Consider the following 24,922-nt stretch of genomic DNA (forward strand, 5'->3'; position numbering starts at 1 on the left):
TAAAGCTTTTTTTTCATAACTAAGTATTATAAGACAAATAAAGGTAGCTGAGACAACGGACTTTAGCTACCTTTAGGTTTAGTGCAACAATGGCTAATAAAGCATAAGTGAGCCGATTCTTTTTAGTCGGTTCGTAGCTTCGGCGAGCATCGCCAAATCGTTGATTTGGCTTTTGAAATGAAAAGATAAAAACAAATGCAACGTTTTGGCTTTGTGAAATTTGAAAGTGAGTAAGGTTAATGTTCACTTACGCTTCATAGCCTGAACGTTGTATGCCATTTGAGCAAACCGAAACAGCAATGATTAAATGGAAAAATCGAGAATAGAGAATAAAATAATTCAAGATAAAAAGGTCAAGAGAAATGCCTGGATTACTTGGGGAATAATTGTTCTACTCGGCTTGATTTGGCTAGCTCGAGATATTTATAAAACTGTAGAAAAGGAAAACCGATTCTCAGGTAATCAGACAGAAGAAACAACTAAAAAGTAAATAATGCGATTTACACAACCTGCATATCCGACAGTTTATTTTAGTGAGAAAATATTGGTAAAATGTCCAGATTGTGGAAGTGTTGGACACATTGATACTGAATTAGGAAAATATACAATTCCATTTCCACACAATCATAAATCTATTTTTAACTGTTCCAGCTGTGGATTAAAAAAGGAAACGAATGAAAAGTGGTATGGATACTGCCAAGGATTTGTAGGCAGAAATTGTGGATTTTGTGGCAGTCAGATTAATTATACCAGCGAACCTACAAAAAGACTATATGAATCTGTGACAATAAAATGTCAATCTTGCAATCGAGAAAAAGATTATAAATTGAAGTGGTACAGATACAAAGAAGAAAAACCAACTGACCCATATTTTGGACTAGACTTATGGTTACATACTGATATTAAAGACAAGATTCTTTGGGTTTACAACATTGACCATTTAACATATTTGAAAGACTACATTGCTTCAAAGTTAAGAGAAGATGATGGAAGACATAAATATTCAATGATTACGAATCTACCACAATGGATAAAATCTGCAAAGAATAGAGATTTGATATTAAAGAAACTAGACCGACTTGAGAAGAAACTAGAAAAAACGGCATACAACAATGTATAAAAAACATAAGTGAATCAGTGGTTTACGGGAGGTTTACACTTTTAATCAGCTCCGCCAAATCTGCGATTTGACGGGTTTGTTAAATATTTTAAATTTGTGTCAAAACGCAAATTTGGCTCAGTGCATTTTGACAGGTAAGAGCTTCGAAATCACTTACGTTTCTTATACTCAACGTTGTGGTGCATTTGGGCAGACGTAGTAACAGAAATCGAAAAATAAATTAAATAACTATCAAAATAGGAATGAACGAAACAAACTTTCCAAAACTACCAAGAGTTGAGATTGTAGATGCCTTACGAGGATTTGCAGTAATGGCAATTTTAGTAATACATAGTTTAGAGCATTTTATTTATCCTGTTTATCCCGATAAAGCTTTGCAGCCAGAATGGTTAGTTGCTTTAGATTCTGTTGTATTTAATATGGTGTTCTCACTCATTGCTGGTAAAGCATATTCAATCTTTGCACTTTTATTTGGCTTTACCTTTTTCGTACAGTTTAAAAATCAAGAAAATAAAGGACGTGATTTTAGATGGCGTTTTGTTTGGAGACTTATGATTTTGAGCATTTTTGCTACTATTAATGCAGCATTCTTTCCCGGAGGCGATGTACTAATGTTGTTTGTGTTTACAGGGCTCTCTCTAGTGCTGGTATGCAAACTGAACAACAAAGCTATATTTACTATAGCGATAATCTGCTTGATGCAGCCCATTGAACTGTTTTATTTTGTTTGTAGTCGGTTTAATGAAGCGTACACTTTGCCCAATTTAAATATAGGAGGCTTATACGAAATTGTACAAGAAGGGGTGAAAAGTGGCAATTGGAGTAACTTTTTTATCGAGAATATTACAACAGGCCAAAAAGCCAGTTTGTTATGGGCAGTCGGTGGTGGCCGATTTGTACAAACTATTGGTCTCTTTTTGCTTGGGTTTCTTTTGAGCAGAAAAAACTTATTTATAGACTCTCAGGAGAACACAAGGTTTTGGATTAAACTTTTGATTTGTTCATCGATAGCTTTCGGACTGCTTTATCCCTTAAGGGTAGAATGGTATGATAATGGTTCAACCGAAATCATTAAAAACAGTATTGGAACAGCTTTAGATATGTGGCAAAAACTATCCTTTACCATGGTAATAGTATCTTCATTTGTACTTATATATTACAATAGTCCTTATAGAAGTGTAATGGGAAAACTAAAAGTATACGGAAGAATGAGCCTTACAAACTATGTTACGCAATCAATTATTGGCGCATTAATATTTTTCCCTATCGGACTACATTTATCACCATATTTAGGATACACTGCTAGTTTAATTGTTGGAGTATTTATTATTGTAGTTCAACTATATTTTTGTAATCTTTGGTTTAAACACTATAAACAAGGTCCTCTAGAAAAGTTATGGCATAAAGCAACTTGGATTGGGAAGAAGTAGTTTATTCCATGAAAAGTAAATTGTTAAAAAACGCACCACAACATTTTGTATAAGTAATGCCGAGTAATGTGCTAATTTTGAGCATTGGTTCTCGTATCAAAGTTTATCTCGTTCTGAAAGGAAAAAGCTTCGAAATTCGGCACTACTCATACAATTCACCGTTGGCAGGCATCCATCCCAAAAAAACATAACTACTGCTTTATACTCTCAATATAGAAAAAGTAAAATGAGAAGATATTTAAATAAAGAAGAAGTTGAAACATATCTAAACCGAGGAAAAATAATAGAAGTCTTTCTTGGGAAAGTGTGTGATAATGAAGACGTTTTAAGCTATTTATCTATATCAAAAGAAAGCAATGATAAGATTGAAGTTGAGATAATTGAAATATTCGATGAAGGAAGTACTGAGTATTTAGACTTGTATTCATTTAGCACCGTTGACCCAGATATGGAATTTGAGAGAAAAGTTTTCAAAGATATTGAAGAACTGACTGAGTGGATTGAGAAGAGATATGGAGTTGAAAAAGCAAAGTATTGTAATTCGGGAATTATTCAGGATGAATATCTAGACTACTTAAAAAATAAATAAAAGACGCCTGCCAATCGAGTAGGCTGCCGATAGGCCAATAGCCTATCGGAGAACCTCTCTCACCACCGTACGTACGAGTAGCTACGCTTGTCCTTTTCGATAAAAGATTCACTGAAGCTTTCCTCTCAAGCATATACGACGGTTCGTTAATCATCAATGTTAAGCTCTTTTCACCTTAACAGCTATGTTCTACTTTATGAATAGGCTAGATTCAATAGAAAGCTTCCTATTCTAATTTCGAACAGATTAACGTTCAGCCCTTCACTGGCGTGTGAGTCCTCTGTATTATTCGATACAGCTCGTTACTACCAGCTACTATGGCCTCGGCTGACTGCTCTGCTCTATCAACTCGTGATTACAGAGCTCTCCCTTGGTAAGGTAAATGTCCTTTGGTTAATCCCTGCCTGATCTACTGTTTCGGCCATTCGCTCCATTGAACGCTCGGACGTCGGCATGGTGTGCTACCTTATCCAACCTTACAGCCTCATATCAGGTTCCTGTTCGTCAGTACCAACCACGCAGTCTGGCTTACTTCACTCCCAGGGTCACCCCTGACGAGCTTGCCACTTGCTTTGCTTCAAGGCGTCACCCTTGTGCATACGGGACTTACACCCTTTGGACTTTCTCTTATCATCATAAGAGAACTTTTTTATATATTTACCATTCAAGGCACACACAATATAAAGCATTTGGGGTTCAGTGGTTTACGGGACTTTGGTTCCCATATCAACTTTTTCCTTGATGGATGCGAACGCGCTCCGAAAACCCAACCGTTTCATATTGTAAAACGTTAACAACAAGCATAAAAGGACAATGGATACAGGAGATTTATCAGAAGAAGCATACAGAGCAATAATGATAGAAGCAGAAATGTTCAATCATGATTTGACATTGCAATTTGGTTGGATTGTTATCAAGTCATTGTAAAAATGAAAATGATTTTGTTGAAAAATCTATTCAATTGATTAGCAAAATGAAAAAATATGACGATGTTGACCTTGATGATATGTTTTTCGGCAACCCTCCAGAAAAGATTAAATTTCAAGCAGCACTTAAAAAAATCCTTGATAATATTGTAGAATTAAAAAAGATTCCAACGGAAAAAAGGAAATATGACTAAAGAGGAAATCAAAAAAAAAGAAAAGCAATTATTGGAATTGACGGGTTCATTCTGTGCCCAAAAACTAGATGATGATTATTATCAACTCTGTGAAAAACTAATACTAAAATTAGGACGGAAACGTGACGTACCATTCAAAAGTGGAAAAATTGAAATTTGGGCAGCCGCAATAATACATGCAATTGGATCTATAAATTTTTTATTTGACAAATCATTTGAACCTTATTCTACAGCAGAACAAATAAGTGAATTCTTTGGTACAAAAAAATCGACTGTTTCAAACAAGGCAAGACAGATTAAAGACATGTTTAAAATGGGATATTATGATTCTGAATTTTCAACTCAACACATGACAGGAAATAATCCATTTAATGACATGGTAATGGTCAATGGACTTATTGTACCCTTATCATCAATTCCGGAAGATTTACAAGAAATGGTAAGGAAAGAAAGAGCCGAAGGGCGAGATATTGAATTTACAACAGAATAATACAAAGATAGAAATGCCAGTTGGTAATACGCCGCCATAGCGCATAGCAGGCAGCATGCTTTGGGTGGCCAGATTCTGCAATTTGCCCGCCAGGTGGCCGAAGACCGCAGCCCGAAGTCCGCAGCCAGTACATGGTGCTTAGTGCGTGGTGCGCATAAAGGATTGCAGCTTTGTAGTATGCCTGACATCCTCATTAATCAGCACCAACGACGGTACCTCCACCAAAGCCACACAAATTATCAGCAATAAAAACAAAGAGCTGATATTGATGGTGCCAGCATTGGCCCACGGCAACTATGAATTGCAGGTGGTAAGGCAAGTTTCAAGAGGTAGTTTACTAAAGGAGCCCAGAGAAGAACAGCTAGAAACCACCTTAACCATCGAATAAAAATTGCTCTATTCTGCTGCAATTGTGCAGCAACAGCGCTGCAACTTTGCAGCAACATCCTTGCAATTTTGAAGCAAGATTGTTGCAATACAACGACTTTTCGGTAAGTGGCTATGTAGGTAATCGTATGCTGTTTATAGCCCGGGAGGCATAGCTGACATATTACTCAGCCTGCCGCCTTGGTAATGATTGGTAATAAACATGCACCAGTCAATAATAATGGTGTTAATAATTATTGTATTTTTAAGGTGTACACAGAAGGAATAGTGAACATTAGGCTGCTTATCCTATAGTTGGGAAAGATTTAAATAACTATTAATGCACTTTATCTAAAATGCTAACTCTGAATGGGATTTGAAGGATCAGTACTTGCAATGATTAATACGCTAAAAAACAACAAGAAACTTTTAGCGAGAAGAAAAACATTCAAAGATAGGCGTAAAGAGTTTAGTTATAAAAAAGGTAATCCACTAAAATTTAAAGAATTACCCGAAAAAGAACTGAATGAATTAAAGGTTAGGATAAAAGCAAAGCTTAAAAAAGAAAGAAGAATAAAAACAACAGTGATTATTGTCCTTATGATGTTACTAGTCTATTTGTCAATAACAATGTTTAATATAATTAATAACAGAACAATTGAAAAACAGACTCGTGAACTAGAACAACAACGAATATATTTTGAATGGCAAGAAAAAGAAAACGCAAAAAGGAAAGAAGCTAGAATTGTCTATTACCTAAACAAAGGATATGGAAATCTATCACAAGGTAACTATCAAGATGCAAAATACTTTTTCTACAAAGCTAAACAGCAAGATAAATCAGATTATCGAGTAATGATAGGATATGCAAAGGCTTATGTTTATGATTGCGTATTTAATGATAGAGAATGTGAGTACATTGACGAAATACTGACTAACCTAAAGAGTAAAATTGGAACAAGCGCAGAAGTATTGGAATTAATTGAATTATATACTGAGAAACAAACTTTACCCAATAACCTACAATAAAGCAAATGGAGTCCACCTCGTTATAGTAGCCTGGTGGCTAAAGCCTCCAACACCAAAGACTGATATATCAACCACATAATCGGCATATACAATATTCATAGTTTTGCAATTAACCTAAGTAAACGATAGAAACAGATACAAACCAACCTAAATGCATACATAATGGAGCTAGAAAAAACATGGTATAACAACACTAACAGAGACCATAACTTTGTGGTGTATAATGACCATAAAATTTACAGATTAAAAGCAAAGCCCGAAAATCATCACCATATTAACAGAGAGCTGAGTGTGGGCTCCATCAACCAAAACTTTATTGCACTGCCAATAAGTTATATTAAAAGGATAGAGTATCGTGCTGATAACATTAATCTCCGCATATTTTACGGAAAGAACTCTGAAGATGAAATTAGAATCAGTCAGCCAAAACTGCGGGAAGACATTTTCTTGTATTTAAAATCAAAAACCAAGCATGCGAAGTTTGAAGTTGACACCCCCGGCTTACTAAAAAGGATTAGAAAGCCGCTAATTGCATTGTGTGTTGTACTTGGCATTTTTCTTTACGTCATGTCTGTCGTCAACGGCATGAACGCGGGCTACGAATATGAATTGAGTGGCGGCCGGCCAGGCATTGGTGCTATTGTGTTAGTAATGGCCAGCTTAGGTGCAGAAGCAAATATTCTCATCTTTAGCTTCCTTTCTCTTATTGCTGGTATTGGCATCTTTGTAAAGGGTAAAGATAATAGTGAAATCCATCGAATAGTGTATCGATAATTGGGTGACAACATAATTAAATAGCATAGATGTAAGCACAATCGTTATAATCCATGGTAACGAAAATCAATACACCAATAAGCCAATTCAACCAACACTAAAAACACATATGCTACCAGCCTCTTTTTCCTGGTGTTTTCTTACTTTTGCGCTACACAAAATTAAAATCACATCTGTATGAGCACAGTAAAAAATGGCTATGAGTGGGCAAAAGAATTACCCTATGCCGTTACGGTATGCGACACCGAAGGCATCATCATCTATATGAATGACAATGCCACCAATACATTTGCTAAATATGGCGATAACCTGATTGGGCGTTCCCTGTATGAATTTCACGCTGAGCGTTCTTCAGCCATGATTCGCCAGATGTTGGCCGAAGGCTCATCCAACTCCTACACCATTGGCAAGGCAGGCGTCAAAAAATTGATACATCAATCGCCCTGGTACCATAATGGTGAAGTAGCCGGCCTGGTGGAGCTATCGATTGTGATACCGCAGGATATGCCCCATATTAACAGGGAAGCATAGGGTTTCTTACCTTTAAGTGATAAAAAGCCGTATCCTTGTCATACTAATGATACTGCCATGTTGCCTGGCTACAAATGCACAAGGCATAGATGCATCTCAAAAAGTTAATGCCTGCACCTGCGACTCATTAGATGGTCAACAGGTACTTTTAGTAGCCCAGGAAATGCCTGAATACCCGGGAGGTGAAGCGATATTTTCAGCTCACATAGCAAAACACCTTGCTATCCTTAATACCAATAAAACTCCGCTCACCCGGGTTGATATCTGTTTTATAATAGACACATGCGGCAGGGTGCGCAATGCTACCATCATGAATGTGAATAGCATTGCTAAACTTCCACTGCCAGAAACAAATATTCTGGATATCATCAACTCAATGCCACGCTGGAAACCTGGCAAACAAGATGGCAAGAAGGTACCGGTAAAATATATAATCCCAATCAGGATAGATCTGCAATAATACAGTTATTGGCAATAATGGGCGAATTGCTGCAATACAAAACTCCCTTAACACTCTGCGGCATTTAAGTTAATCTTCCTTTGACTCAATACTTTTTTCGAGTAGCAAACCGCCTTTGTACATACCCTTCAGAAACGGATGAATGTTTTTACCCAGTTCACTCAAACTATATTCCACCTTTGGTGGCACTTCAGCAAACACTTTTCGTTCAATCAATCCATCTTCCTCCAGTTCTTTTAACTGCTTGCTTAACATGCGTTCACTGATATCAGTTAATAGTCTGGCCAATTCGGTATATCGCTTATTACCCTGAGAAAGATGCAAAATTATTGTGCCCTTGCGTTTACCTTTAACGGCATTGATAAATGTATCTATCGGACAGTAACTTTTTTCCATTTTTTTCTTCGTTCAAGCAATTGATAATCAACAAAACGGCAATAAATGTTCGTAAAGGAACATCTTGTAAGTTATTGATATCTAATTTATTTATACTGAATTTTGTGCAAAAATAAGAAATAAACAACTTAAGCATGGAAAATATAACGAAGACTTTCAAAGCATTCAGGGTTGAAGAAACAGAAAACGGGCAGTTTAAAGCAAGCATCAAAGAAATGGAAACAGAAGAGCTAGCCAATGAAGAACTATTGGTGAAAGTGCATTACAGCTCATTAAACTATAAAGATGCCTTATCAGCCTCGGGCAACAGAGGTGTTACTAAAAACTATCCGCACACCCCTGGCATTGATGCTGTTGGCACAATCGAACAATCGAATAGTCAGCTTTTCAACACTGGTGAACAGGTAATTGTGACAAGCTATGATTTGGGTATGAACACAAATGGCGGATTTGCCGAATACATTAAAGCACCTGATACATGGGCCATTAAACTACCTGAGCAGCTCAGTATGAAAGAAGCCATGATTTACGGTACTGCTGGCTTAACAGCAGGTATTTCGGTTTTACGCTTAACAGAAAAAATACATCCTTCGGATGGTCCCATCGTTGTTTCGGGTGCTACTGGCGGAGTAGGTGCGCTGAGTGTGGCTATTTTGGCAAAGCTGGGATATGATGTAACTGCCATAACTGGCAAAGCTGCTGAAACAAATTACCTGATAAGAATAGGCGCTAAAGAGATCATCCTGCGCAGCGAGTTTGAAAACCTTAATAAAAAACCGCTTTTAAAACCAGCTTTTGCAGGTGCAATTGATACCGTCGGAGGTGCAATTCTGGAGAATATTATTAAGTCTGTCCAGCCTATGGGAGTCATAACTTGTTGCGGAAATGTGGCTTCTCCAAAACTTGAACTCACAGTATTCCCCTTTATATTGAGAGGTATCTCATTAATAGGTATTGATTCGCAAAACTACCCAATGGATGAGAGACAAAAGGTATGGCACTTATTAGCAAATAAATGGAAACCAGCACAGTTAATGGATAACTGCCGTGAGATAGGTCTGGAAGAACTGCCTGAAAGCATTCATCAGATGCTTAATGGGCAACTGAAAGGACGCACTGTCATTAAAATTGCCTAACGCATACCACCATTGTCCGGAGCAGACCAATTCTGCACCGGACAATATTCACACTCCTCATCAGATTAATTACTTGACTTTAAGCCACATTAGCCATATATTGCCTGCCATCCACCTGTTTTGCCCGGCTGATAGCCAATTCATCTTACATCCTCAATTCCGTTTACTAACTAAAACAACAAATTATGCGAACATCAACAAGTATTTTGCTGGTGCTTCTTTTGGTTGGATTAAATGGGTATTCACAAAAGAAAAACGGCACTATCTATTCGGAACATGAGGCAATTAACAAAGTAGCAGACCTCTGGAAAGCCTTTGAATCGGGCGAAAAAGACACATACATGGATTACTTTGCCGATAGTGTAATGATATTCAGCCATGGCAAAAAGTTGCCCTGGACAAAAGCCAATATCGGTAAGAATTACGACTGGTGGCACAAAGAGTTTGTCAACATACAATTCAGAGATGCCAAGCCTGCTTACCCTGATGCATTGGAGTATAAAGAAGCGGGTGTGTGGGTGCAGGATTGGGTGATACTAACAGCCCGAAACATTAAAACAGGCATCAACGTCCATCTCCCTATCCACCGTTTGTACAGTTTTAATAAAGATGACAAAGTAACCTCAGTGCACTGGTACTATAACAATGATGTATTTGAAGAAATCCAGAACAGTCATACCACACAAAAGAACGGCGTAGCATACATTAACCACCCTAATATAATTACCACCCGAAAGGTAATGAACGCATTCATTGATCATGACTTTGAACTGTGGGCCAGCTTCTTTAATCCCAAGGCCATACTGGGGCATATTGCTTTTAAAACGGGAGAATATCAAACCGTTGATGAGAAAAAAGATATATTAATGAAGACCTTTACACCCGACAAAAAATTCCATATTGAGCAACAGGGCTACCCTGACTGCATCTATTATGCCAAGGATGACGTCTACGTGGTTTACTCGTGGTGGAATATGACCATCAAAAAGAACGGCGAAAAATATACTTTCCCATTTATGCTATCTCATACTTTTGATGCGGACGGCAAAATTGTGAATGAGATGATTTATGGCAGCAGCAACCACATGGAAGATTGGTAATAGCGATATCAAACTACAACTAGGGTATATATAAGAAAAGCCCCGGCAAGTTCGGGGCTTTTCTTATATCTGTTACTTAAGACCTATAGATTTCTCAACAGGTAATCTGCTTTCATTTTGTAAAGGTGATTCCTCACGTTGCCACCGTAGATGCTGTGGTTACGATTCGGGTATGCAAACATATCAAACTGTTTACCGGCCTGCACCAGGCGATCGACATACTCCATCACATTTTGGTAATGCACATTATCATCTGCCGTACCATGAATCAGGAATAGACGACCACTTAGATTATCTACATGGTTAATAGGACTGTTATCATCGTACCCACTGGCATTCTCCTGAGGTTTGCGCATGTAACGCTCGGTATACACCGAGTCGTAGTAACGCCAATTGGTAACCGGCGCCACTGCAATACCTACTTTAAACACATCCGACTTGCTCAAACATAGCGACGACATGAAACCACCAAAGCTCCACCCCCAGATACCAATGCGCGAAGCATCGACATAATCCAGTGAACCAAGGTATTTAGCCGCCTCAATCTGGTCGTCAGACTCCAATTTACCCAATTTCATATAGGTGCACTTACGAAATTCTTCCCCACGGGCACCGGTTCCACGCGGATCAACACATGCCACCATGTATCCTTCAGCAGCCAGGTATTGCTCCCAGCCAATACTCCATCTGTCAAGCACCTGCTGCGAGTTAGGTCCACTGTACTGTACCATCAGCACAGGATACTGTTTTGAAGTATCAAAATTCAATGGCTTCACCATCCAGCCATTTAGCTCCACTCCTTCACTGGTTTTAAAGCTAAAAAACTCTTTCGGGCTAATTTCGTATTGTGCCACCCGCTCCTTCAGCACCTTATTATCTTCCAGTACACGTATCTGCTTACCTTTACCATCGTGCAAAGTCACCAATGTAGGAGTAGTTGTATTCGACAGGTAGTTGATATAGTATTTGAAACCTTTGCTGAAAGAGGCGCTGTTAGTACCTTCTACAGTCGAAAATTTAATCTGCTTCTTACCGTCGTTGCGTATAGCATATACCTCGCGCTGCATTGGCGACTTAGCCGCTGCCTGGTAGTAGAACATTTTTGTACTGGCATTGTACCCAAGATAATCGGTTACATCCCACTGTCCGCTGGTAATCTGACGTACTTTGCGGCCTGCCATGGTGTACAGGTAAATGTGATTGTAGCCATCCATCTCACCCACATAAACGAAGTGTTGTCCATCCTCCATGAATTGCAGATTATCCAGTACATCCTGCTCAATGTAACGCTCATTTCTATCGGTAAAAACAGTATTACAAACGCCGGAATTGGTGTTGGCAATCATCAGCTGCAGATAATTCTGGTGACGATTCATTTTAATGATGCCTAACTTACCTTCTGTTTTGGTAAAACGTACACGTGGGATGTAGATATCTGTTTCTTCTCCAATATCCATGGTTTTAGTAGTGCGGTTTTTAATATTAAATACATGCACGCTTACCACTGAATTGTCTTCACCAGCCTTAGGATACTTAAATTTATATTGTCCCGGATACAGACTATACTCTTCGTTGTTTGGATAGGATGCCTGATAAAGTGGGAAAGCAAATTCCTTTACATTTGACTCATCGAAACGGATAAATGCAATCTCTTTACTATCTGGCGACCAATCGTAAGCCTTGTTAAATCCAAATTCTTCTTCATACACCCAATCAGGCATACCATTAATAATTTTATTGTACTCGCCATCGGTGGTAATGGCACTTTCTGTACCAAACTTTAATTTCGACAGGTGAAGGTTATTATCACGTACAAAAGCTACCATCTCACCATTGGGCGAAAAAGAGGCTATCTGTTGCTTACCATTTTCCGACAAAGGCTTTAGCTCATTATACTGTATATCGTATACATAGTAATTGGCTTTAAACGAGTGGCGGTAAATATATTCAGCATTGGTGTAGATAAGAATCTTTGTTTCACTTCCATTAAACTCATACCCTTCAATACGTTTGATATCATACTCACCTTTCATCTCCTTCTCAAGATCAAAAACTACAGCTACTTGCTTACCTGTTGCATACTGGTATTTAACAATGCGCTTCCCCTCTTCCAGCGTGGTATAATGTATGCCATCAGACATTGAACGCAAACCGCGTACCGAGCGGGCATAAAATGTTCCATCGCGCGTAATATTATCTAACGAAACCGTTTGTTTTTGTGCCTGCAATGCCAACGAAAACAGCAGTGTGGCCAGTAAAATACTTAAGTGCTTCATTTGTAAATTATTTATACTTTAAAACTGTTTCAAACTACAAGAATGTCAAAACTAACAAATTACCCAACTATAAAACAATGGGATTTGACAGCATTTACTATTTCAGGGTATTATTGCTAAAAAAAGGCAACACACTTCTTAGCTTTCACGCCTTTTATTTATCTTTGCATGTTTTTTAAAATCTAAGCAATAGTAGCATGATAAAAATTACCTTTCCGGACCAAAGTGTCAGAGAGTTTGAAGCAGGCGTAACTGGTTTAGAAATTGCGCAGAGTATTAGCTCACGTTTGGCTAAAGAAGTTTTATCTATTACGGTGAACGACACCTTAATGGATCTGACGCGCCCTATTACCACTGATGCCAGTATTAAGCTGCACAAATGGGAGGATGAAGAAGGAAAGCACGCCTTTTGGCACTCTTCGGCTCACCTGATGGCCGAAGCTATCGAGGCTCTTTATCCTGGTACTAAATTTGGCATTGGCCCAACCATTGAGAACGGTTTTTACTACGATATAGATACTGGCGATAATGTTATTAAAGATTCAGATCTACCTAAAATAGAGAAGAAATTTAAAGACTTAGCCAGCCAAAAACTGGAGTATGTGCGCAGTGAAGTATCTAAAGCAGACGCCCTCAACTACTTCACTGATAAGAATGATGAATACAAACTGGAGCTGATCAATGAATTAGAGGACGGCACCATTTCATTTTATAAGCAAGGTAACTTTACCGACTTATGCCGCGGCCCTCACTTGCCTTCTACTGCACCCATTAAAGCTGTAAAGCTATTAAGTGTTGCAGGTGCCTACTGGCGAGGTGATGAAACACGTAAGCAGCTGACGCGTATTTATGCTATCTCATTCCCCAAAGCAAAAATGCTGGAGGAATACCTGGTAATGCTGGAAGAAGCCCAGAAGCGCGACCACCGTAAGATTGGTAAAGAACTGGAACTGTTTGCCTTCTCGCAAAAAGTAGGACAAGGTTTGCCATTGTGGTTACCTAAAGGAGCCAAACTACGTGAGCGTTTAGAAAACTTCCTGAAACGCGTGCAGGTTAGATACGGTTATGAACCAGTTATCACACCTCATATTGGTAATAAGGAACTATACGTTACTTCGGGTCACTATGCCAAGTATGGTAAAGACTCATTCCAGCCAATCAATACACCGGCTGAAGGTGAAGAGTTCTTATTAAAACCAATGAACTGCCCTCACCACTGTGAAATTTACAAAACAAAACCTCGTTCATATAAGGATTTACCAATTCGTTTTGCTGAATTTGGTACTGTTTATCGTTATGAGCAAAGTGGTGAGTTGCACGGCTTGACAAGGGTACGTGGTTTTACTCAGGATGATGCACACCTATTTTGTCGCCCCGACCAGCTAAAGGATGAGTTTAAGAAAGTAATCGACATCATTTTATACATCTTTAAGGCACTTGACTTTAAAGACTATATAACACAGGTATCATTGCGCGATCGCGAAGATCACTCTAAGTACATTGGAAGCGAGGACAACTGGAACAAAGCCGAACAAGCCATTATTGAAGCTTGCGAAGAGAAAGGTATGAATACCATTATTGAATATGGTGAGGCTGCCTTCTACGGACCTAAGCTTGACTTTATGGTGAAGGATGCATTGGGACGTAAGTGGCAACTGGGCACCATCCAGGTGGATTACAACCTGCCTGAGCGCTTCGAACTGGAGTACATTGGCAGCGATAACCAAAAGCATCGTCCGGTGATGATTCACCGTGCTCCTTTTGGGAGTATGGAGCGCTTTGTAGCGGTTCTAATTGAGCATACTGCCGGTAAGTTTCCATTGTGGTTAACACCTGAACAAGTGGTGATTTTACCTATCAGCGAAAAATATAATGATTACGCTGAAAAAGTTTTAAATTTCCTAAATAATTCCGATATTCGTGCCGTTCTTGACGACCGTAATGAGAAAATCGGTAAGAAGATAAGGGACAACGAGTTAAAGCGAATTCCATACCTCCTAATTGTGGGAGAAAAGGAAGCTGAAGAAGGGAAAATTGCCGTTCGGAAGCAGGGCGAAGGTGACAAAGGCACCATGCTGCAGCAAGAATTTGTTGATTTTATTAACCAGGAAGTAGACAAAATGCTTTCTGAGATTGAACAGTAGTATTAATTAATCAAAGGAGGGTTTAACAATAGCTAGACCAAACAGAAGGCAGGTACGTCCGGTAAAACAGGAGCCTGCTCACAGAATTAACAGAAATATTAGGGTTCCCCAGGTTCGCTTGGTGGGAGATAACATCGAAAATCCAGGTGTATACCCTACAATGGAGGCCATTAAAATTGCTGATGAGTTGGATTTAGATTTGGTAGAGATTTCACCAAACGCCGATCCGCCAGTTTGTAAGATAACGGATTACCAAAAATTCCTTTATCAACAGAAACGTAAGCAAAAGGAACTAAAAGCCAAAGCTGTTAAAGTTGTTGTTAAGGAAATTCGTTTCGGCCCCAATACTGATGATCATGATTATCAGTTTAAGTTAAAACATGCTGAAAAATTCCTGAATGAAGGAGCTAAAGTAAAAGCCTATGTATTCTTTAAAGGTCGTTCGATCTTATTTAAGGATAAAGGTGAGATTCTTTTGTTACGATTCGCTCAGGATTTGGAAGAAATTGGCAAAGTAGAGCAATTGCCTAAACTGGAAGGTAAACGTATGACTATGTTTATCGCACCTAAGGCAAGTGCCAAGAAAAAGTAGTTTATTTTTTATAACTAAATATATAGGAATAATGCCAAAAATGAAGACAAATTCCGGTGCTAAAAAGCGTTTTACGATTACCGGAAGCGGAAAAATCAAGAGGAAGCATGCTTTCAAAAGTCACATCTTAACTAAGAAGACTACAAAGCAGAAGAGAAATTTGACCTATGCTGGCACTGTTCACAAAGCTGATGAAACAAACATCAAGCTGTTATTGAACATGAAGTAATTCAAATTTCAAGAGAAGGAAACGATTTTTTTAACCAGAGTGAATTAGCTGAAAGATTCCCGAAGGGGGCGCTAACCATTCGAAAATGATTTTAAAATGCCAAGATCAGTAAATCATGTAGCGTCAAGAGAAAGACGCAGAAAGCTTTTAAAGCAAACCAAAGGTTACTTTGGACGTAGAAAAAACGTATGGACTGTTGCTAAGAATTCATACGAAAAAGGTTTAACTTACGCATACCGCGACAGAAAGAAGAAAAAGAGCAGTTTCCGTGCATTATGGATTCAGCGTATCAACGCAGCAGCTCGTTTGGAAGGTGTATCATACAGCAAGTTAATGGGTATGTTGCACGCACAAAACATTGAAATCAACCGTAAAGTTCTTGCTGACCTGGCAATGAACCATCCGGAAGCTTTCAAAGCAATCGTTAAGAAAGCAACTAACGCTTAATTACATTAAGCCAAGATACAGAAGGAGACCAATTGGTCTCCTTTTTTATTGTATAAACCTTAAGGTTCACACATAATCACTATCTTGTGTGCCCATTTTACAAGTTATGAAGCATCTGAACCTGACTACACAAATTGAAATATTCGACTCATTAGATGAGTTAAACTCCACAGAACAAGCATTAGTTAATGCCGCTGAAAAAGCCTGCCACAAGGCCTATGCGCCCTATTCAGAATTCAATGTTGGTGCGGCCGTACTGTTGGAGAATGGCCAGATAATAACTGGCAGCAACCAGGAGAATGCCGCCTACCCATCTGGGCTATGTGCTGAACGCACAGCCATCTTTTACGCCAATGCTCAATACCCCGATACCCCCGTTACTTCAATAGCTATTATAGCGATGAATAAGAATGGAATTCTGGAAAATCCTGTAGCACCCTGCGGTGCTTGCAGACAAGTATTACTGGAAACAGAATTGCGCTATAAAAAGGCCTACGACATACTGCTGGTTGGTCAATCATCTATACAAAAAATAAAAAGCAGCAAAGATTTGCTGCCTTTATCATTCGTTGGTGAAGGACTGTTAAAGTCTGCAGACCGAAGTCCAAAATCCAATAACTAAATATTAGTCATTTACATTTCTAAATTCCTTCCAAAGGTTTTCTGTCGTTGGCGTTGATGCTACTATGGTTAGTGGCTCTTGTTTCACCGGATGCACAAATTCAATCTGACGTGCATGCAGCGAAATACTGCCATCCTTGTTCGAACGCGGGAAGCCATACTTAAGGTCACCTCTAATAGGGCATCCGATTTTTGCCAGCTGACAACGAATCTGATGGTGTCTGCCAGTTTCCAGGTCAACTTCCAGCATGTAATAATTCTTTAGTCCCGATATCAAACGATAATTAAGAATCGCTTCTTTGGCGCCAGCTCTGGGCTTTGGAAAAGCATAAGACTTGTTCTTTTCCGAATTTTTCAGGATATAGTGGACTAACCGGCCACTATCCTCCTCCGGCAGCTCAGCCACCAAAGCCCAGTAGGTTTTTTTCACCTGCTTATCCTGAAACATCTTATTCAGGCGACTTAAAGCCTTACTGGTGCGTGCAAAAAGCACCACCCCGCTCACCGGCCTGTCTAGCCTATGTACAACCCCAAGAAAGACATCGCCTGGCTTGTCGTATTTCTTCTTGATATAAGCCTTTACTTTATCACTTAAAGTTTCGTCACCTGTTTTATCCCCCTGCACGATGTCAGAAGAAGACTTGTTAACAGCAATGATATGATTGTCTTCGTATAATATATCCAGTTTACTCATTTTTATAGCCTTCTGACTGCTTACAGCCAATTACATTCAATATTCATTTAACCTATAACTCAATGTACTGCATTATTAGTACTGCTCACGTTCATTTGGGAAATCAACTGTTTTTACATCGTCAATGTAATTACCAACAGCTCCTTTTATTTCTGCAAATAAGTTATGGTAACGACGTAAGAATCGTGGTGAAAACTCCTGATTGATGCCCAGCATATCATGAAGCACAAGCACTTGTCCATCGACCTGATTACCAGCTCCAATACCAATCACAGGTATCTTCACCTGGTTGGCAACCTGTCCGGCCAGTGAAGCTGGTATCTTCTCCAGTACGATTCCAAAGCAACCGGCCTCTTCAAGCAGGTGAGCATCTTCAATGAGCTTCTTAGCTTCCTCCTCTTGCTTGGCCCTAACAGTGTAAGTTCCAAACTTATGAATTGACTGTGGAGTTAAGCCCAAGTGGCCCATAACGGGTATGCCTGCACACAAAATCCGGTGAACTGATTCCAGAATCTCTTTTCCACCTTCCAGTTTAACAGCATCAGCTGCCGTTTCTTTCATAATACGTATGGCCGATGTCAGTGCCTCTTTGGAGTTGCCCTGATAAGTACCAAAGGGCATATCCACCACAACTAACGAACGTTGCACAGCGCGCACTACCGAAGCACCATGATAAATCATCTGATCAAGAGTGATAGGTAATGTTGTTTCCCAACCAGCCATAACATTTGATGCCGAATCACCCACCAGAATGACGTCCACACCTGCACTGTCAACTATTTTCGCCAATGAATAATCATAAGCCGTAAGCATGGCTATCTTCTCTCCACGCATCTTCATTTCACTCAATACATGAGTGGTTACTTTCTTGCGTCTTTCCTGAGCAACTGACATAGTTTATCTGTTTTAATACCCGCTGCGAGTAGTTTTATTTTATTACTTTTTTTTTGCTGCATAGCAAATATTCTGCAACTGACAGCTTGCAAAGTTAATAATTTGTTACGAGCCAAGCGACTCCTAAACATCGTAAAAGATTAAATAATCATGCTCTCCTTTAATTAACCTAAAGAAATATTTTCTGGGATATTTTGGACTTTCAAAAACCGAATAAGTAACTTTTCATAATTGCAGTGAGTGATAGAAGTTATGTAACAATCTGTATATTTATCAATATCCATTTGAGATAAAAATTTGACATTTGCCATCCCATTAAAAACAACACACATGTCTACCACTAAACAAGATGCCTTGCAGTACCACGAAAACGGACGGCCTGGCAAAATTGAAGTAATTCCGACCAAACCTTACAGTTCGCAACTGGACCTGTCTTTAGCCTACTCACCCGGAGTAGCAGAGCCCTGCAAAGAAATTGAGCAAAACCCAGACGATGCCTATCGCTACACCGCCAAAGGCAATCTGGTGGGTGTAATATCCAACGGCACAGCAGTGTTAGGCTTGGGTGATATTGGCGCCATTGCCGGCAAACCGGTGATGGAAGGCAAAGGGCTGCTCTTTAAAGTTTTTGCCGATGTAGATGTTTTTGACATTGAGGTAGATGAAAAAAACATTGATGACATGGTTAAGGTCATAAAGGCCATTGCTCCTACTTTTGGTGGCATTAACCTGGAGGATATTAAGGCGCCTGAGTGCTTTGAAATAGAAACACGTTTACAAAAGGAATTGAATATCCCGGTATTTCATGACGATCAGCATGGCACAGCCATTATATCGGCAGCAGGCCTGCTTAACGCCTTAGAAATAACCGGAAAAAACATAGAGAACATCAAAGTGGTGGTTAATGGAGCCGGGGCTTCAGCCATTATGTGCTCCAAACTCTACATAAGTCTTGGGGTGAAGCGCGAGAATGTATGGATGCTTGATAGTAAAGGCCTGATGACCAAAAAGCGCTCAGACCTAAATAAATACAAAATAGAATTCGCACAGGACAGTGAGCTTACTAAACTTGAAGAGGTCATCAAAGGAGCCGATATGTTTTTGGGTCTATCCAAAGGCAATATCCTTAATAAATCAATGGTTCAGAGCATGGCTGATAACCCGATTGTTTTTGCTCTGGCTAACCCGGTACCCGAGATCAGTTATGAAGAGGCTATCTCGGCCCGTCCGGATGTGATTGTAGCCACCGGCCGCTCTGATTACCCCAACCAGGTTAATAATGTACTTGGCTTCCCGTTTATATTCAGAGGTGCTCTTGATGTTCGTGCCAAGGCCATTAATGAAGAAATGAAGCAAGCAGCAGTATATGCTCTGGCCGAACTAGCCAAAAAAGATGTGCCTGATAAAGTGAATGCAGCCTATAAAAGTCAGAATCTGATTTTTGGTAAAGAATACATTATACCCAAGCCACTTGACCCCCGCTTAATAACCGAAGTTGCACCTGCCGTGGCCAAAGCAGCTATGGAAACAGGTGTAGCACGCCTGGATATTGTTGACTGGGAGCAATACAAAATTGACCTGATGAAACGTATGGGTATTTACAATAAACTCATCCGAGACATTAGAACACGGGCCAAATCCGACCTAAAACGCCTTGTATTTTCTGATGCCGATAACTTTAAAGTATTAAAAGCTGTTGAAGTAGTGCGTTCGCAAAGCATTGCCAAACCAATTCTGTTGGGTGATAAGCAAAAGATTGAAGAGATTGCCAGTGAGAACAACCTCAACATCCTGGATCTTGAAATAATTGATAATAAAGCACCCGAACAAGCAAATAAGCGTAAAGAATATGCTGATATTCTCTACCAAAAACGGCAACGAAAAGGCCTTAATATGGAGGGAGCCCTTTACCAAATGCTCGATCGCAACTATTATGGTATAATGATGGTGGAAACCGGAGATGCTGATGGTTTTCTTGGAGGTTTCTCAAATAAATATGCAGAGACAATAAGACCTGCACTACAAATAGCCGGCACTAATAATACACTCAATCATATTGCTGGCATGTACATAGTCATGACCAAAAAAGGGCCCTATTTCTTTGCAGACACCACCGTCAATTACGAACCCACTGTGCGCTCACTGGCCGATACCACCCTGTTAACGGTTAACGAGGTACGCAAATTTAATATTGAGCCTGTAGTGGCCATGGTCTCGTACTCTAATTTTGGCTCCACGCGCAAAGGCAGCCCCCTTAGGGTGAGAGAAGCAGTCGGATATCTTCATGAAAACTACCCGAATTTATTGGTAGATGGTGAAATGCAGGCCAATTATGCCTTTAATGCGGAACTTCGAGCCAGCCGTTTCCCCTTCTCTAAACTAGGAGACCGGGAGGTAAATACAGTCATCTTCCCTAGCCTCAGTTCAGGAAACATTGCTTATAAGATGATGAATGAATTAGGTCAGGCGGAAATAATTGGCCCCATTCTTTTAGGTATTCGTAAACCTATTCATGTACTGCAGCAACAATGTTCGGTACGTGAAATTGTTGACATGGCAGCCATCACAGCGGTGGATGCTCAAACAAAAGAAGATAAGATAATTGAGTTATAAAAACTGAAAGCCCTAAAGAAAAATCACTTTAGGGCTTTTTAATAATACTAGTCGAGTGTTTTAAAACTACTTTCAATCTCACACGAAACACGTGACATAACTTCATCAAATGCGTCGGTTCCGTTAATTTCAATAACATCATGAATCTCCCGGTACTTATCTATTACGGGCACCGTCTTATCCTGATGCTCCTGCAAGCGCTTAACAATTTTCTCAGTACTGGTATCGTAAGGCATACAGGCATCTGTCTTGCTCCTGTTATCTAAACGTCTGATGAGCTCAAGGGTATCCACCTTTAATTCAATAACCTTATTAATGATGGAATCGTGCTTCTGAAGAATACCATCTAAAATATAGGATTGCACCAGCGTACGCGGGTATCCCTTAAAGATAAAGCCCTTAGCCTTCTTAGACTGTTCTATCTTTTTCTCTATCAGCTGAATCACCATTTCATCGGGCACCAGCTGTCCATTCTCATACAACTCCTTAGCTTTCAAGCCCAACGGTGTTCCTTTACCTATCTCCTCATCAATCATATCACCGGTTGACACAAACTCCAACTTATATTTTTCAGCAATGGCCTTGCCAAGTGACCCACGACCTGAACCTGGTGACCCGAAAAGCACAATATTGACTTGCTTCTTCTGAACAACCTTATTAACAGCCTTGCGGATATCAGAAGTCACCTTTTTTATTTTCTGAACGCCATTAACCGCCACATAGTTTCCCTGCTCTTTATAAAAGTCCAGTACTGGCCTTGTTTTCTCGGAATATTCGCGTAAGCGATTGCGTATCACCTCTTCATTATCATCCAAACGTCCTGAAGTTTCGCCCCTCAGCAATAAACGCTCAACCGATATTTCTTCTGGCACTTCCACACTAATCAACAAATCGAGTTTGGTATGAAGCTTAATCATCAATCCCTCCAGGATGTAGGCCTGCACAACTGTTCGTGGAAATCCATCGAATAAAAAACCATTGGCATCCGGATTATTTTTAATGGTCTTCTCAATAATCTGCACAATGATTTCGTCGGAAACAAGACCTCCTTGCGCAATAATATGTTTAGCCTGAAGTCCCAACTTCGTTTCTTCGGCCAACTCTTTACGCAGTATATCACCCGTTGAAATATAAAACAGGTTGTACTTTTTAATTAAAAATTCAGATTGAGTTCCTTTACCGGCACCGGGGGGGCCAAACAGAGCAATGTTCAACATAGTTTTAGCATTTTAGGATGTACGTGATTAAAATTGAGCCACTTGAATATATTAATTAAATATGAAATGGACAAACAGCTCAATACCATCTTACATCAGTCGGCTATACTTAAAACTACCCTGGTCTTCCTATCTCATCAGCGAGAAAAACGATTATAGGGATTACGCGGATGCATCATGGGCATAAAGCCCGGGGATGGAGAATAAAAAGTCGGGTGCTTGCTTACTCCGAACGATACTTCGGCACTAAAATTATCCGAAAACTTATAGCCAACATAAGTAGAGGCTCCATAATTATTAAAACCCTGCAGTTGTGAATTGGCATTTTCGGGCAGAGTAGTATCTAAAAACACCGATGCCCCGGCATACCATTTTTCGTTAATCAGGTAAGTACCTTGTGCATATAAACCAAACTGTAACATCGTTTCATCCAGCTTGAGCTTTGTAGCATCTGCATATCCCCAGGCTGGTATATTATAATAATTGGTCCGACTAACAAACGGCATCACATCTACCTGAAATTTCTTTGCGGGCATTAAAGCCCACTGGGGTGCCACAAAAGTATTGAAGCCATACATGCCCTCAAAGTTTGTAAAAGCACTCAGTCCGGCATTAACACTAAATGGTTTAACCTGAAATGAATCAACTGGCAGCTCTAGCCCAGCATCTTGCTGTAAACCATTATTCTGTATTATTGCTTCATTCTGGGCATGAAGCAAAGAAATACCCATTAACAAAAAAAAGAAAGTTACCCTATGACGCATACCATTATGATTTTCGGCTTAAACTTACAAAAATTGAACCAAGTACCTCCTCTTTTTAGCCCTGGCGGATAAATATCCTATCTTATAACGAAAAAACAATATTGCATTTTTACTGCTATTACTCACGCTACCCCATTGATTTCATTTTTTTGTGCCCATTTTTAATATTTTATAAATCTATACCCCTATGCTATGCTTTAAAACATGTCATATTTTGCCAACTCATGATTTTCATCATCAAAATCAGATTTTACAATTACCATCTTGCATTCATCAAAAAATATAAACAACAACCATGAATATATCAGTAACATTAAATCCAAATCCTCTGGTAAGATATTTACAGAAGCCTTCTGCAGATTTCACCAAAGAGGATATCATTAAATATATGGAAGCCAACGAAATCAGGATGATTAATTTCAGGTATGTAGCCGAAGACGGACGCCTGAAAAGCCTGAATTTTGTGGCCTCAAGTCGTGAGCACCTCGACGCCATCCTATCAGCCGGCGAACGCGTAGATGGCTCAAGCCTGTTTTCTTTTATGGAGGCTGGCAGCAGCGATTTATATGTGGTACCTCGCTACCGGACAGCTTTCTTAAATCCATTCTCTGAAATTCCATCTATTGAAATCCTTTGCTCATTCTATGATCACAAAGGACAAGCTTTGGAATCAGCTCCCGAAAACATTCTACGCAAAGCTCATCAGCATTTTATGTCATCAACCGGCATGGGCATGAAGTTTTTGGGCGAACTGGAGTACTATGTCAACAGTGAGCGTCAAAGCAATTTTCCGGCATCTGATCAAAAAGGCTACCACGAGTCGGAGCCTTTTGCCAAGTTTGAAGCCATGCGCAAAGAAGCGCTGAAACTGATTGCTCAATGCGGCGGTCAGATTAAATATGGCCACGCCGAAGTGGGCACCTTCACTGCCGGCAATGAAGCCTATGAACAACACGAAATTGAGTTTTTACCAACAGAACCAGAATTTGCAGCTGACCAATTACTGGTAGCCAAGTGGGTACTCCGTATGTTAGCCGAAAAACTCAACGTTGAAATCAGTTTTGCGCCTAAGATTACTGTTGGAAAAGCGGGCAGTGGCCTACACTTCCACATGTTAGTTGAAAAAGATGGCAAAAATATTATGCTCGGCGCCAGCGGATTAAGCGATGTAGCTAAAAAAGTGATTGCGGGCATACTGGATATGGCCGATGCACTAACTGCCTTTGGAAATACAATTCCTACTTCATACCTACGCCTTGTTCCCCACCAGGAAGCTCCAACAAACATTTGCTGGGGCGACCGCAACCGTTCGGCCCTTGTGCGCGTGCCACTTGGGTGGACCGGTGGGGTTGAAAAAATGATTTTTGATGCTAATCCAGGTATTGAAATTAACCCTGCCAATACCGATAGTAAGCAAACCGTTGAATTCCGTGCTCCAGATGGCTCGGCTAATATCCACCTGACTATTGCAGGTTTGATAGCAGCAGCCGAACATGGTCTCAACATGCCTGATAGCCTCGATAGAGCAGAAAAACTGTATGTAAACGGAAACATTTTCCACCAAATGCCAGAAGGAGGTTTAGAACAGCTACCAACTTCATGTTACGAATCGGCTGTTCGTCTCGAAAGTAAAAGGCTCCTTTTTGAAAACAACAACGTGTTCCCAGAAAGAGTTATTACGCACACCATCAACAAGCTAAAAGCGTTTGATGATGAGAAGCTGAGCGAGCGCCTGTACGGTAAGAACGACCAAATTCGCGAGTTGGTATTACAATACATTCACTGTCAGTAACAAAACCAAAATCTGTATATCGCAACATTGCCAGCCAATGTTTTACTTAGTATTTGCACAATTAAACCTGTTAAGGGCCGGAACAACACTCCGGCCCT

The 24,922-nt window shown here is 39.8% G+C and carries 26 protein-coding genes; 20 read left to right on the forward strand and 6 right to left on the reverse strand.

Translation table 11 applies throughout. The annotated features are described in order from the left end of the window. The first annotated feature begins 307 nt into the window (after positions 1-307). The 11 genes from KDU71_RS00005 (at position 308) to KDU71_RS00055 (ending at position 7,909) form a co-directional block, all read left to right on the forward strand. Positions 308-490: a hypothetical protein gene (locus KDU71_RS00005; protein WP_212187836.1), complete on the forward strand. Its 183-nt coding sequence runs from the start codon at positions 308-310 to the stop codon at positions 488-490. A 3-nt stretch (positions 491-493) separates the two neighbouring features. Further along, the gene (locus KDU71_RS00010; RefSeq protein ID WP_212187837.1) at positions 494-1,120 is read left to right on the forward strand and encodes a hypothetical protein; all 627 of its coding nucleotides are present in this window, start codon (positions 494-496) and stop codon (positions 1,118-1,120) included. Positions 1,121-1,362: 242 nt separating this feature from the next. Beyond that, a complete protein-coding gene (locus KDU71_RS00015) occupies positions 1,363-2,550 on the forward strand; it encodes a DUF418 domain-containing protein (protein ID WP_212187838.1) in 1,188 nt (395 codons plus the stop codon). 226 nt (positions 2,551-2,776) lie between these two features. Beyond that, positions 2,777-3,139, forward strand: coding sequence for a hypothetical protein (locus KDU71_RS00020; protein ID WP_212187839.1), 363 nt, complete (start codon positions 2,777-2,779; stop codon positions 3,137-3,139). A 973-nt stretch (positions 3,140-4,112) separates the two neighbouring features. After that, entirely contained in the window at positions 4,113-4,259 is a 147-nt protein-coding gene (locus tag KDU71_RS00025; protein ID WP_212187840.1) for a hypothetical protein, read from the forward strand. Then, positions 4,252-4,749, forward strand: coding sequence for a DUF6398 domain-containing protein (locus tag KDU71_RS00030; protein ID WP_212187841.1), 498 nt, complete (start codon positions 4,252-4,254; stop codon positions 4,747-4,749). Before KDU71_RS00025 ends, KDU71_RS00030 begins: the two co-directional genes overlap by 8 nt. Before the next feature lie 148 nt (positions 4,750-4,897). Further along, positions 4,898-5,137, forward strand: a complete 240-nt coding sequence (locus KDU71_RS23135) for a DUF4469 domain-containing protein (RefSeq protein WP_212187842.1) — start codon at positions 4,898-4,900, stop codon at positions 5,135-5,137. Between the two features lie 347 nt (positions 5,138-5,484). Next, positions 5,485-6,144: a hypothetical protein gene (locus KDU71_RS00040; protein ID WP_212187843.1), complete on the forward strand. Its 660-nt coding sequence runs from the start codon at positions 5,485-5,487 to the stop codon at positions 6,142-6,144. A 162-nt stretch (positions 6,145-6,306) separates the two neighbouring features. Next, entirely contained in the window at positions 6,307-6,918 is a 612-nt protein-coding gene (locus KDU71_RS00045; RefSeq protein ID WP_212187844.1) for a hypothetical protein, read from the forward strand. 177 nt (positions 6,919-7,095) lie between these two features. After that, positions 7,096-7,449, forward strand: coding sequence for a PAS domain-containing protein (locus KDU71_RS00050; RefSeq protein ID WP_212187845.1), 354 nt, complete (start codon positions 7,096-7,098; stop codon positions 7,447-7,449). Positions 7,450-7,495: 46 nt separating this feature from the next. Next, entirely contained in the window at positions 7,496-7,909 is a 414-nt protein-coding gene (locus tag KDU71_RS00055) for an energy transducer TonB (RefSeq protein ID WP_212187846.1), read from the forward strand. A gap of 69 nt (positions 7,910-7,978) precedes the next feature. Here KDU71_RS00055 and KDU71_RS00060 read toward each other — a convergent pair whose 3' ends face one another. Continuing rightward, positions 7,979-8,305 (reverse strand): winged helix-turn-helix transcriptional regulator, encoded by a 327-nt coding sequence (locus KDU71_RS00060; RefSeq protein WP_212187847.1) that lies wholly within the window; start codon positions 8,303-8,305, stop codon positions 7,979-7,981. Between the two features lie 134 nt (positions 8,306-8,439). Here KDU71_RS00060 and KDU71_RS00065 point away from each other — a divergent pair, with 134 nt between their 5' ends. Together KDU71_RS00065 and KDU71_RS00070 are read left to right on the forward strand one after the other, a co-directional pair. After that, positions 8,440-9,441, forward strand: a complete 1,002-nt coding sequence (locus tag KDU71_RS00065) for a YhdH/YhfP family quinone oxidoreductase (protein ID WP_212187848.1) — start codon at positions 8,440-8,442, stop codon at positions 9,439-9,441. A 185-nt stretch (positions 9,442-9,626) separates the two neighbouring features. After that, positions 9,627-10,541 (forward strand): nuclear transport factor 2 family protein, encoded by a 915-nt coding sequence (locus tag KDU71_RS00070; protein ID WP_212187849.1) that lies wholly within the window; start codon positions 9,627-9,629, stop codon positions 10,539-10,541. An 83-nt stretch (positions 10,542-10,624) separates the two neighbouring features. Here the strand turns inward: KDU71_RS00070 and KDU71_RS00075 are convergent, their stop codons facing one another. Continuing rightward, positions 10,625-12,817 carry a S9 family peptidase gene (locus KDU71_RS00075; protein WP_212187850.1) on the reverse strand — a complete coding sequence of 731 codons (2,193 nt, stop codon included), beginning with the start codon at positions 12,815-12,817 and terminating at the stop codon, positions 10,625-10,627. 197 nt (positions 12,818-13,014) lie between these two features. Between KDU71_RS00075 and thrS the strand changes: the two genes are divergently transcribed. From thrS to cdd, 5 genes are all read left to right on the forward strand, one after another. Further along, entirely contained in the window at positions 13,015-14,961 is a 1,947-nt protein-coding gene (gene thrS, locus KDU71_RS00080) for a threonine--tRNA ligase (RefSeq protein ID WP_212187851.1), read from the forward strand. Positions 14,962-15,046: 85 nt separating this feature from the next. Then, the gene (gene infC / locus KDU71_RS00085) at positions 15,047-15,553 is read left to right on the forward strand and encodes a translation initiation factor IF-3 (RefSeq protein WP_317195154.1); all 507 of its coding nucleotides are present in this window, start codon (positions 15,047-15,049) and stop codon (positions 15,551-15,553) included. Between the two features lie 40 nt (positions 15,554-15,593). After that, the gene (gene rpmI, locus KDU71_RS00090) at positions 15,594-15,782 is read left to right on the forward strand and encodes a 50S ribosomal protein L35 (protein ID WP_425305778.1); all 189 of its coding nucleotides are present in this window, start codon (positions 15,594-15,596) and stop codon (positions 15,780-15,782) included. 96 nt (positions 15,783-15,878) lie between these two features. Next, complete coding sequence (gene rplT / locus KDU71_RS00095; RefSeq protein ID WP_212187853.1) at positions 15,879-16,229, forward strand: 50S ribosomal protein L20; 351 nt, start codon at positions 15,879-15,881, stop codon at positions 16,227-16,229. Between the two features lie 106 nt (positions 16,230-16,335). Then, entirely contained in the window at positions 16,336-16,851 is a 516-nt protein-coding gene (cdd, locus tag KDU71_RS00100; RefSeq protein WP_212187854.1) for a cytidine deaminase, read from the forward strand. Between the two features lie 3 nt (positions 16,852-16,854). Here the strand turns inward: cdd and KDU71_RS00105 are convergent, their stop codons facing one another. Together KDU71_RS00105 and panB are read right to left on the reverse strand one after the other, a co-directional pair. Further along, positions 16,855-17,544, reverse strand: a complete 690-nt coding sequence (locus tag KDU71_RS00105) for an RluA family pseudouridine synthase (protein WP_212187855.1) — start codon at positions 17,542-17,544, stop codon at positions 16,855-16,857. A gap of 75 nt (positions 17,545-17,619) precedes the next feature. Beyond that, positions 17,620-18,438: a 3-methyl-2-oxobutanoate hydroxymethyltransferase gene (panB, locus tag KDU71_RS00110; protein ID WP_212187856.1), complete on the reverse strand. Its 819-nt coding sequence runs from the start codon at positions 18,436-18,438 to the stop codon at positions 17,620-17,622. 330 nt (positions 18,439-18,768) lie between these two features. On the opposite strand from panB, the gene KDU71_RS23495 reads away from it, so the two are divergent. After that, positions 18,769-21,051 (forward strand): NADP-dependent malic enzyme, encoded by a 2,283-nt coding sequence (locus KDU71_RS23495; protein ID WP_212187857.1) that lies wholly within the window; start codon positions 18,769-18,771, stop codon positions 21,049-21,051. Positions 21,052-21,098: 47 nt separating this feature from the next. Here the strand turns inward: KDU71_RS23495 and KDU71_RS00120 are convergent, their stop codons facing one another. After that, positions 21,099-22,268: an adenylate kinase gene (locus KDU71_RS00120; RefSeq protein WP_212187858.1), complete on the reverse strand. Its 1,170-nt coding sequence runs from the start codon at positions 22,266-22,268 to the stop codon at positions 21,099-21,101. Positions 22,269-22,405: 137 nt separating this feature from the next. Then, positions 22,406-23,032 (reverse strand): hypothetical protein, encoded by a 627-nt coding sequence (locus KDU71_RS00125; protein WP_212187859.1) that lies wholly within the window; start codon positions 23,030-23,032, stop codon positions 22,406-22,408. Positions 23,033-23,327: 295 nt separating this feature from the next. Here KDU71_RS00125 and KDU71_RS00130 point away from each other — a divergent pair, with 295 nt between their 5' ends. After that, complete coding sequence (locus KDU71_RS00130; RefSeq protein WP_212187860.1) at positions 23,328-24,824, forward strand: glutamine synthetase family protein; 1,497 nt, start codon at positions 23,328-23,330, stop codon at positions 24,822-24,824. The last annotated feature ends 98 nt before the right edge of the window (positions 24,825-24,922 follow it).

The organism is Carboxylicivirga sediminis, from assembly GCF_018156225.1.
Taxonomy (GTDB): Bacteria; Bacteroidota; Bacteroidia; order Bacteroidales; family Marinilabiliaceae; genus Carboxylicivirga; species Carboxylicivirga sediminis.

Bases quoted from the DNA above. Each gene is read 5' to 3' on its own strand.
- KDU71_RS00005 (WP_212187836.1), top strand. From the start codon at position 308: ATGGAAAAATCGAGAATAGAGAATAAAATAATTCAAGATAAAAAGGTC.
- KDU71_RS00010 (WP_212187837.1), top strand. From the start codon at position 494: ATGCGATTTACACAACCTGCATATCCGACAGTTTATTTTAGTGAGAAA.
- KDU71_RS00015 (WP_212187838.1), top strand. From the start codon at position 1,363: ATGAACGAAACAAACTTTCCAAAACTACCAAGAGTTGAGATTGTAGAT.
- KDU71_RS00020 (WP_212187839.1), top strand. From the start codon at position 2,777: ATGAGAAGATATTTAAATAAAGAAGAAGTTGAAACATATCTAAACCGA.
- KDU71_RS00025 (WP_212187840.1), top strand. From the start codon at position 4,113: ATGAAAAAATATGACGATGTTGACCTTGATGATATGTTTTTCGGCAAC.
- KDU71_RS00030 (WP_212187841.1), top strand. From the start codon at position 4,252: ATGACTAAAGAGGAAATCAAAAAAAAAGAAAAGCAATTATTGGAATTG.
- KDU71_RS00040 (WP_212187843.1), top strand. From the start codon at position 5,485: ATGGGATTTGAAGGATCAGTACTTGCAATGATTAATACGCTAAAAAAC.
- KDU71_RS00045 (WP_212187844.1), top strand. From the start codon at position 6,307: ATGGAGCTAGAAAAAACATGGTATAACAACACTAACAGAGACCATAAC.
- KDU71_RS00050 (WP_212187845.1), top strand. From the start codon at position 7,096: ATGAGCACAGTAAAAAATGGCTATGAGTGGGCAAAAGAATTACCCTAT.
- KDU71_RS00055 (WP_212187846.1), top strand. From the start codon at position 7,496: ATGATACTGCCATGTTGCCTGGCTACAAATGCACAAGGCATAGATGCA.
- KDU71_RS00060 (WP_212187847.1), bottom strand. From the start codon at position 8,305: ATGGAAAAAAGTTACTGTCCGATAGATACATTTATCAATGCCGTTAAA.
- KDU71_RS00065 (WP_212187848.1), top strand. From the start codon at position 8,440: ATGGAAAATATAACGAAGACTTTCAAAGCATTCAGGGTTGAAGAAACA.
- KDU71_RS00070 (WP_212187849.1), top strand. From the start codon at position 9,627: ATGCGAACATCAACAAGTATTTTGCTGGTGCTTCTTTTGGTTGGATTA.
- KDU71_RS00075 (WP_212187850.1), bottom strand. From the start codon at position 12,817: ATGAAGCACTTAAGTATTTTACTGGCCACACTGCTGTTTTCGTTGGCA.
- thrS (WP_212187851.1), top strand. From the start codon at position 13,015: ATGATAAAAATTACCTTTCCGGACCAAAGTGTCAGAGAGTTTGAAGCA.
- rpmI (WP_425305778.1), top strand. From the start codon at position 15,594: ATGAAGACAAATTCCGGTGCTAAAAAGCGTTTTACGATTACCGGAAGC.
- rplT (WP_212187853.1), top strand. From the start codon at position 15,879: ATGCCAAGATCAGTAAATCATGTAGCGTCAAGAGAAAGACGCAGAAAG.
- cdd (WP_212187854.1), top strand. From the start codon at position 16,336: ATGAAGCATCTGAACCTGACTACACAAATTGAAATATTCGACTCATTA.
- KDU71_RS00105 (WP_212187855.1), bottom strand. From the start codon at position 17,544: ATGAGTAAACTGGATATATTATACGAAGACAATCATATCATTGCTGTT.
- panB (WP_212187856.1), bottom strand. From the start codon at position 18,438: ATGTCAGTTGCTCAGGAAAGACGCAAGAAAGTAACCACTCATGTATTG.
- KDU71_RS23495 (WP_212187857.1), top strand. From the start codon at position 18,769: ATGTCTACCACTAAACAAGATGCCTTGCAGTACCACGAAAACGGACGG.
- KDU71_RS00120 (WP_212187858.1), bottom strand. From the start codon at position 22,268: ATGTTGAACATTGCTCTGTTTGGCCCCCCCGGTGCCGGTAAAGGAACT.
- KDU71_RS00125 (WP_212187859.1), bottom strand. From the start codon at position 23,032: ATGCGTCATAGGGTAACTTTCTTTTTTTTGTTAATGGGTATTTCTTTG.
- KDU71_RS00130 (WP_212187860.1), top strand. From the start codon at position 23,328: ATGAATATATCAGTAACATTAAATCCAAATCCTCTGGTAAGATATTTA.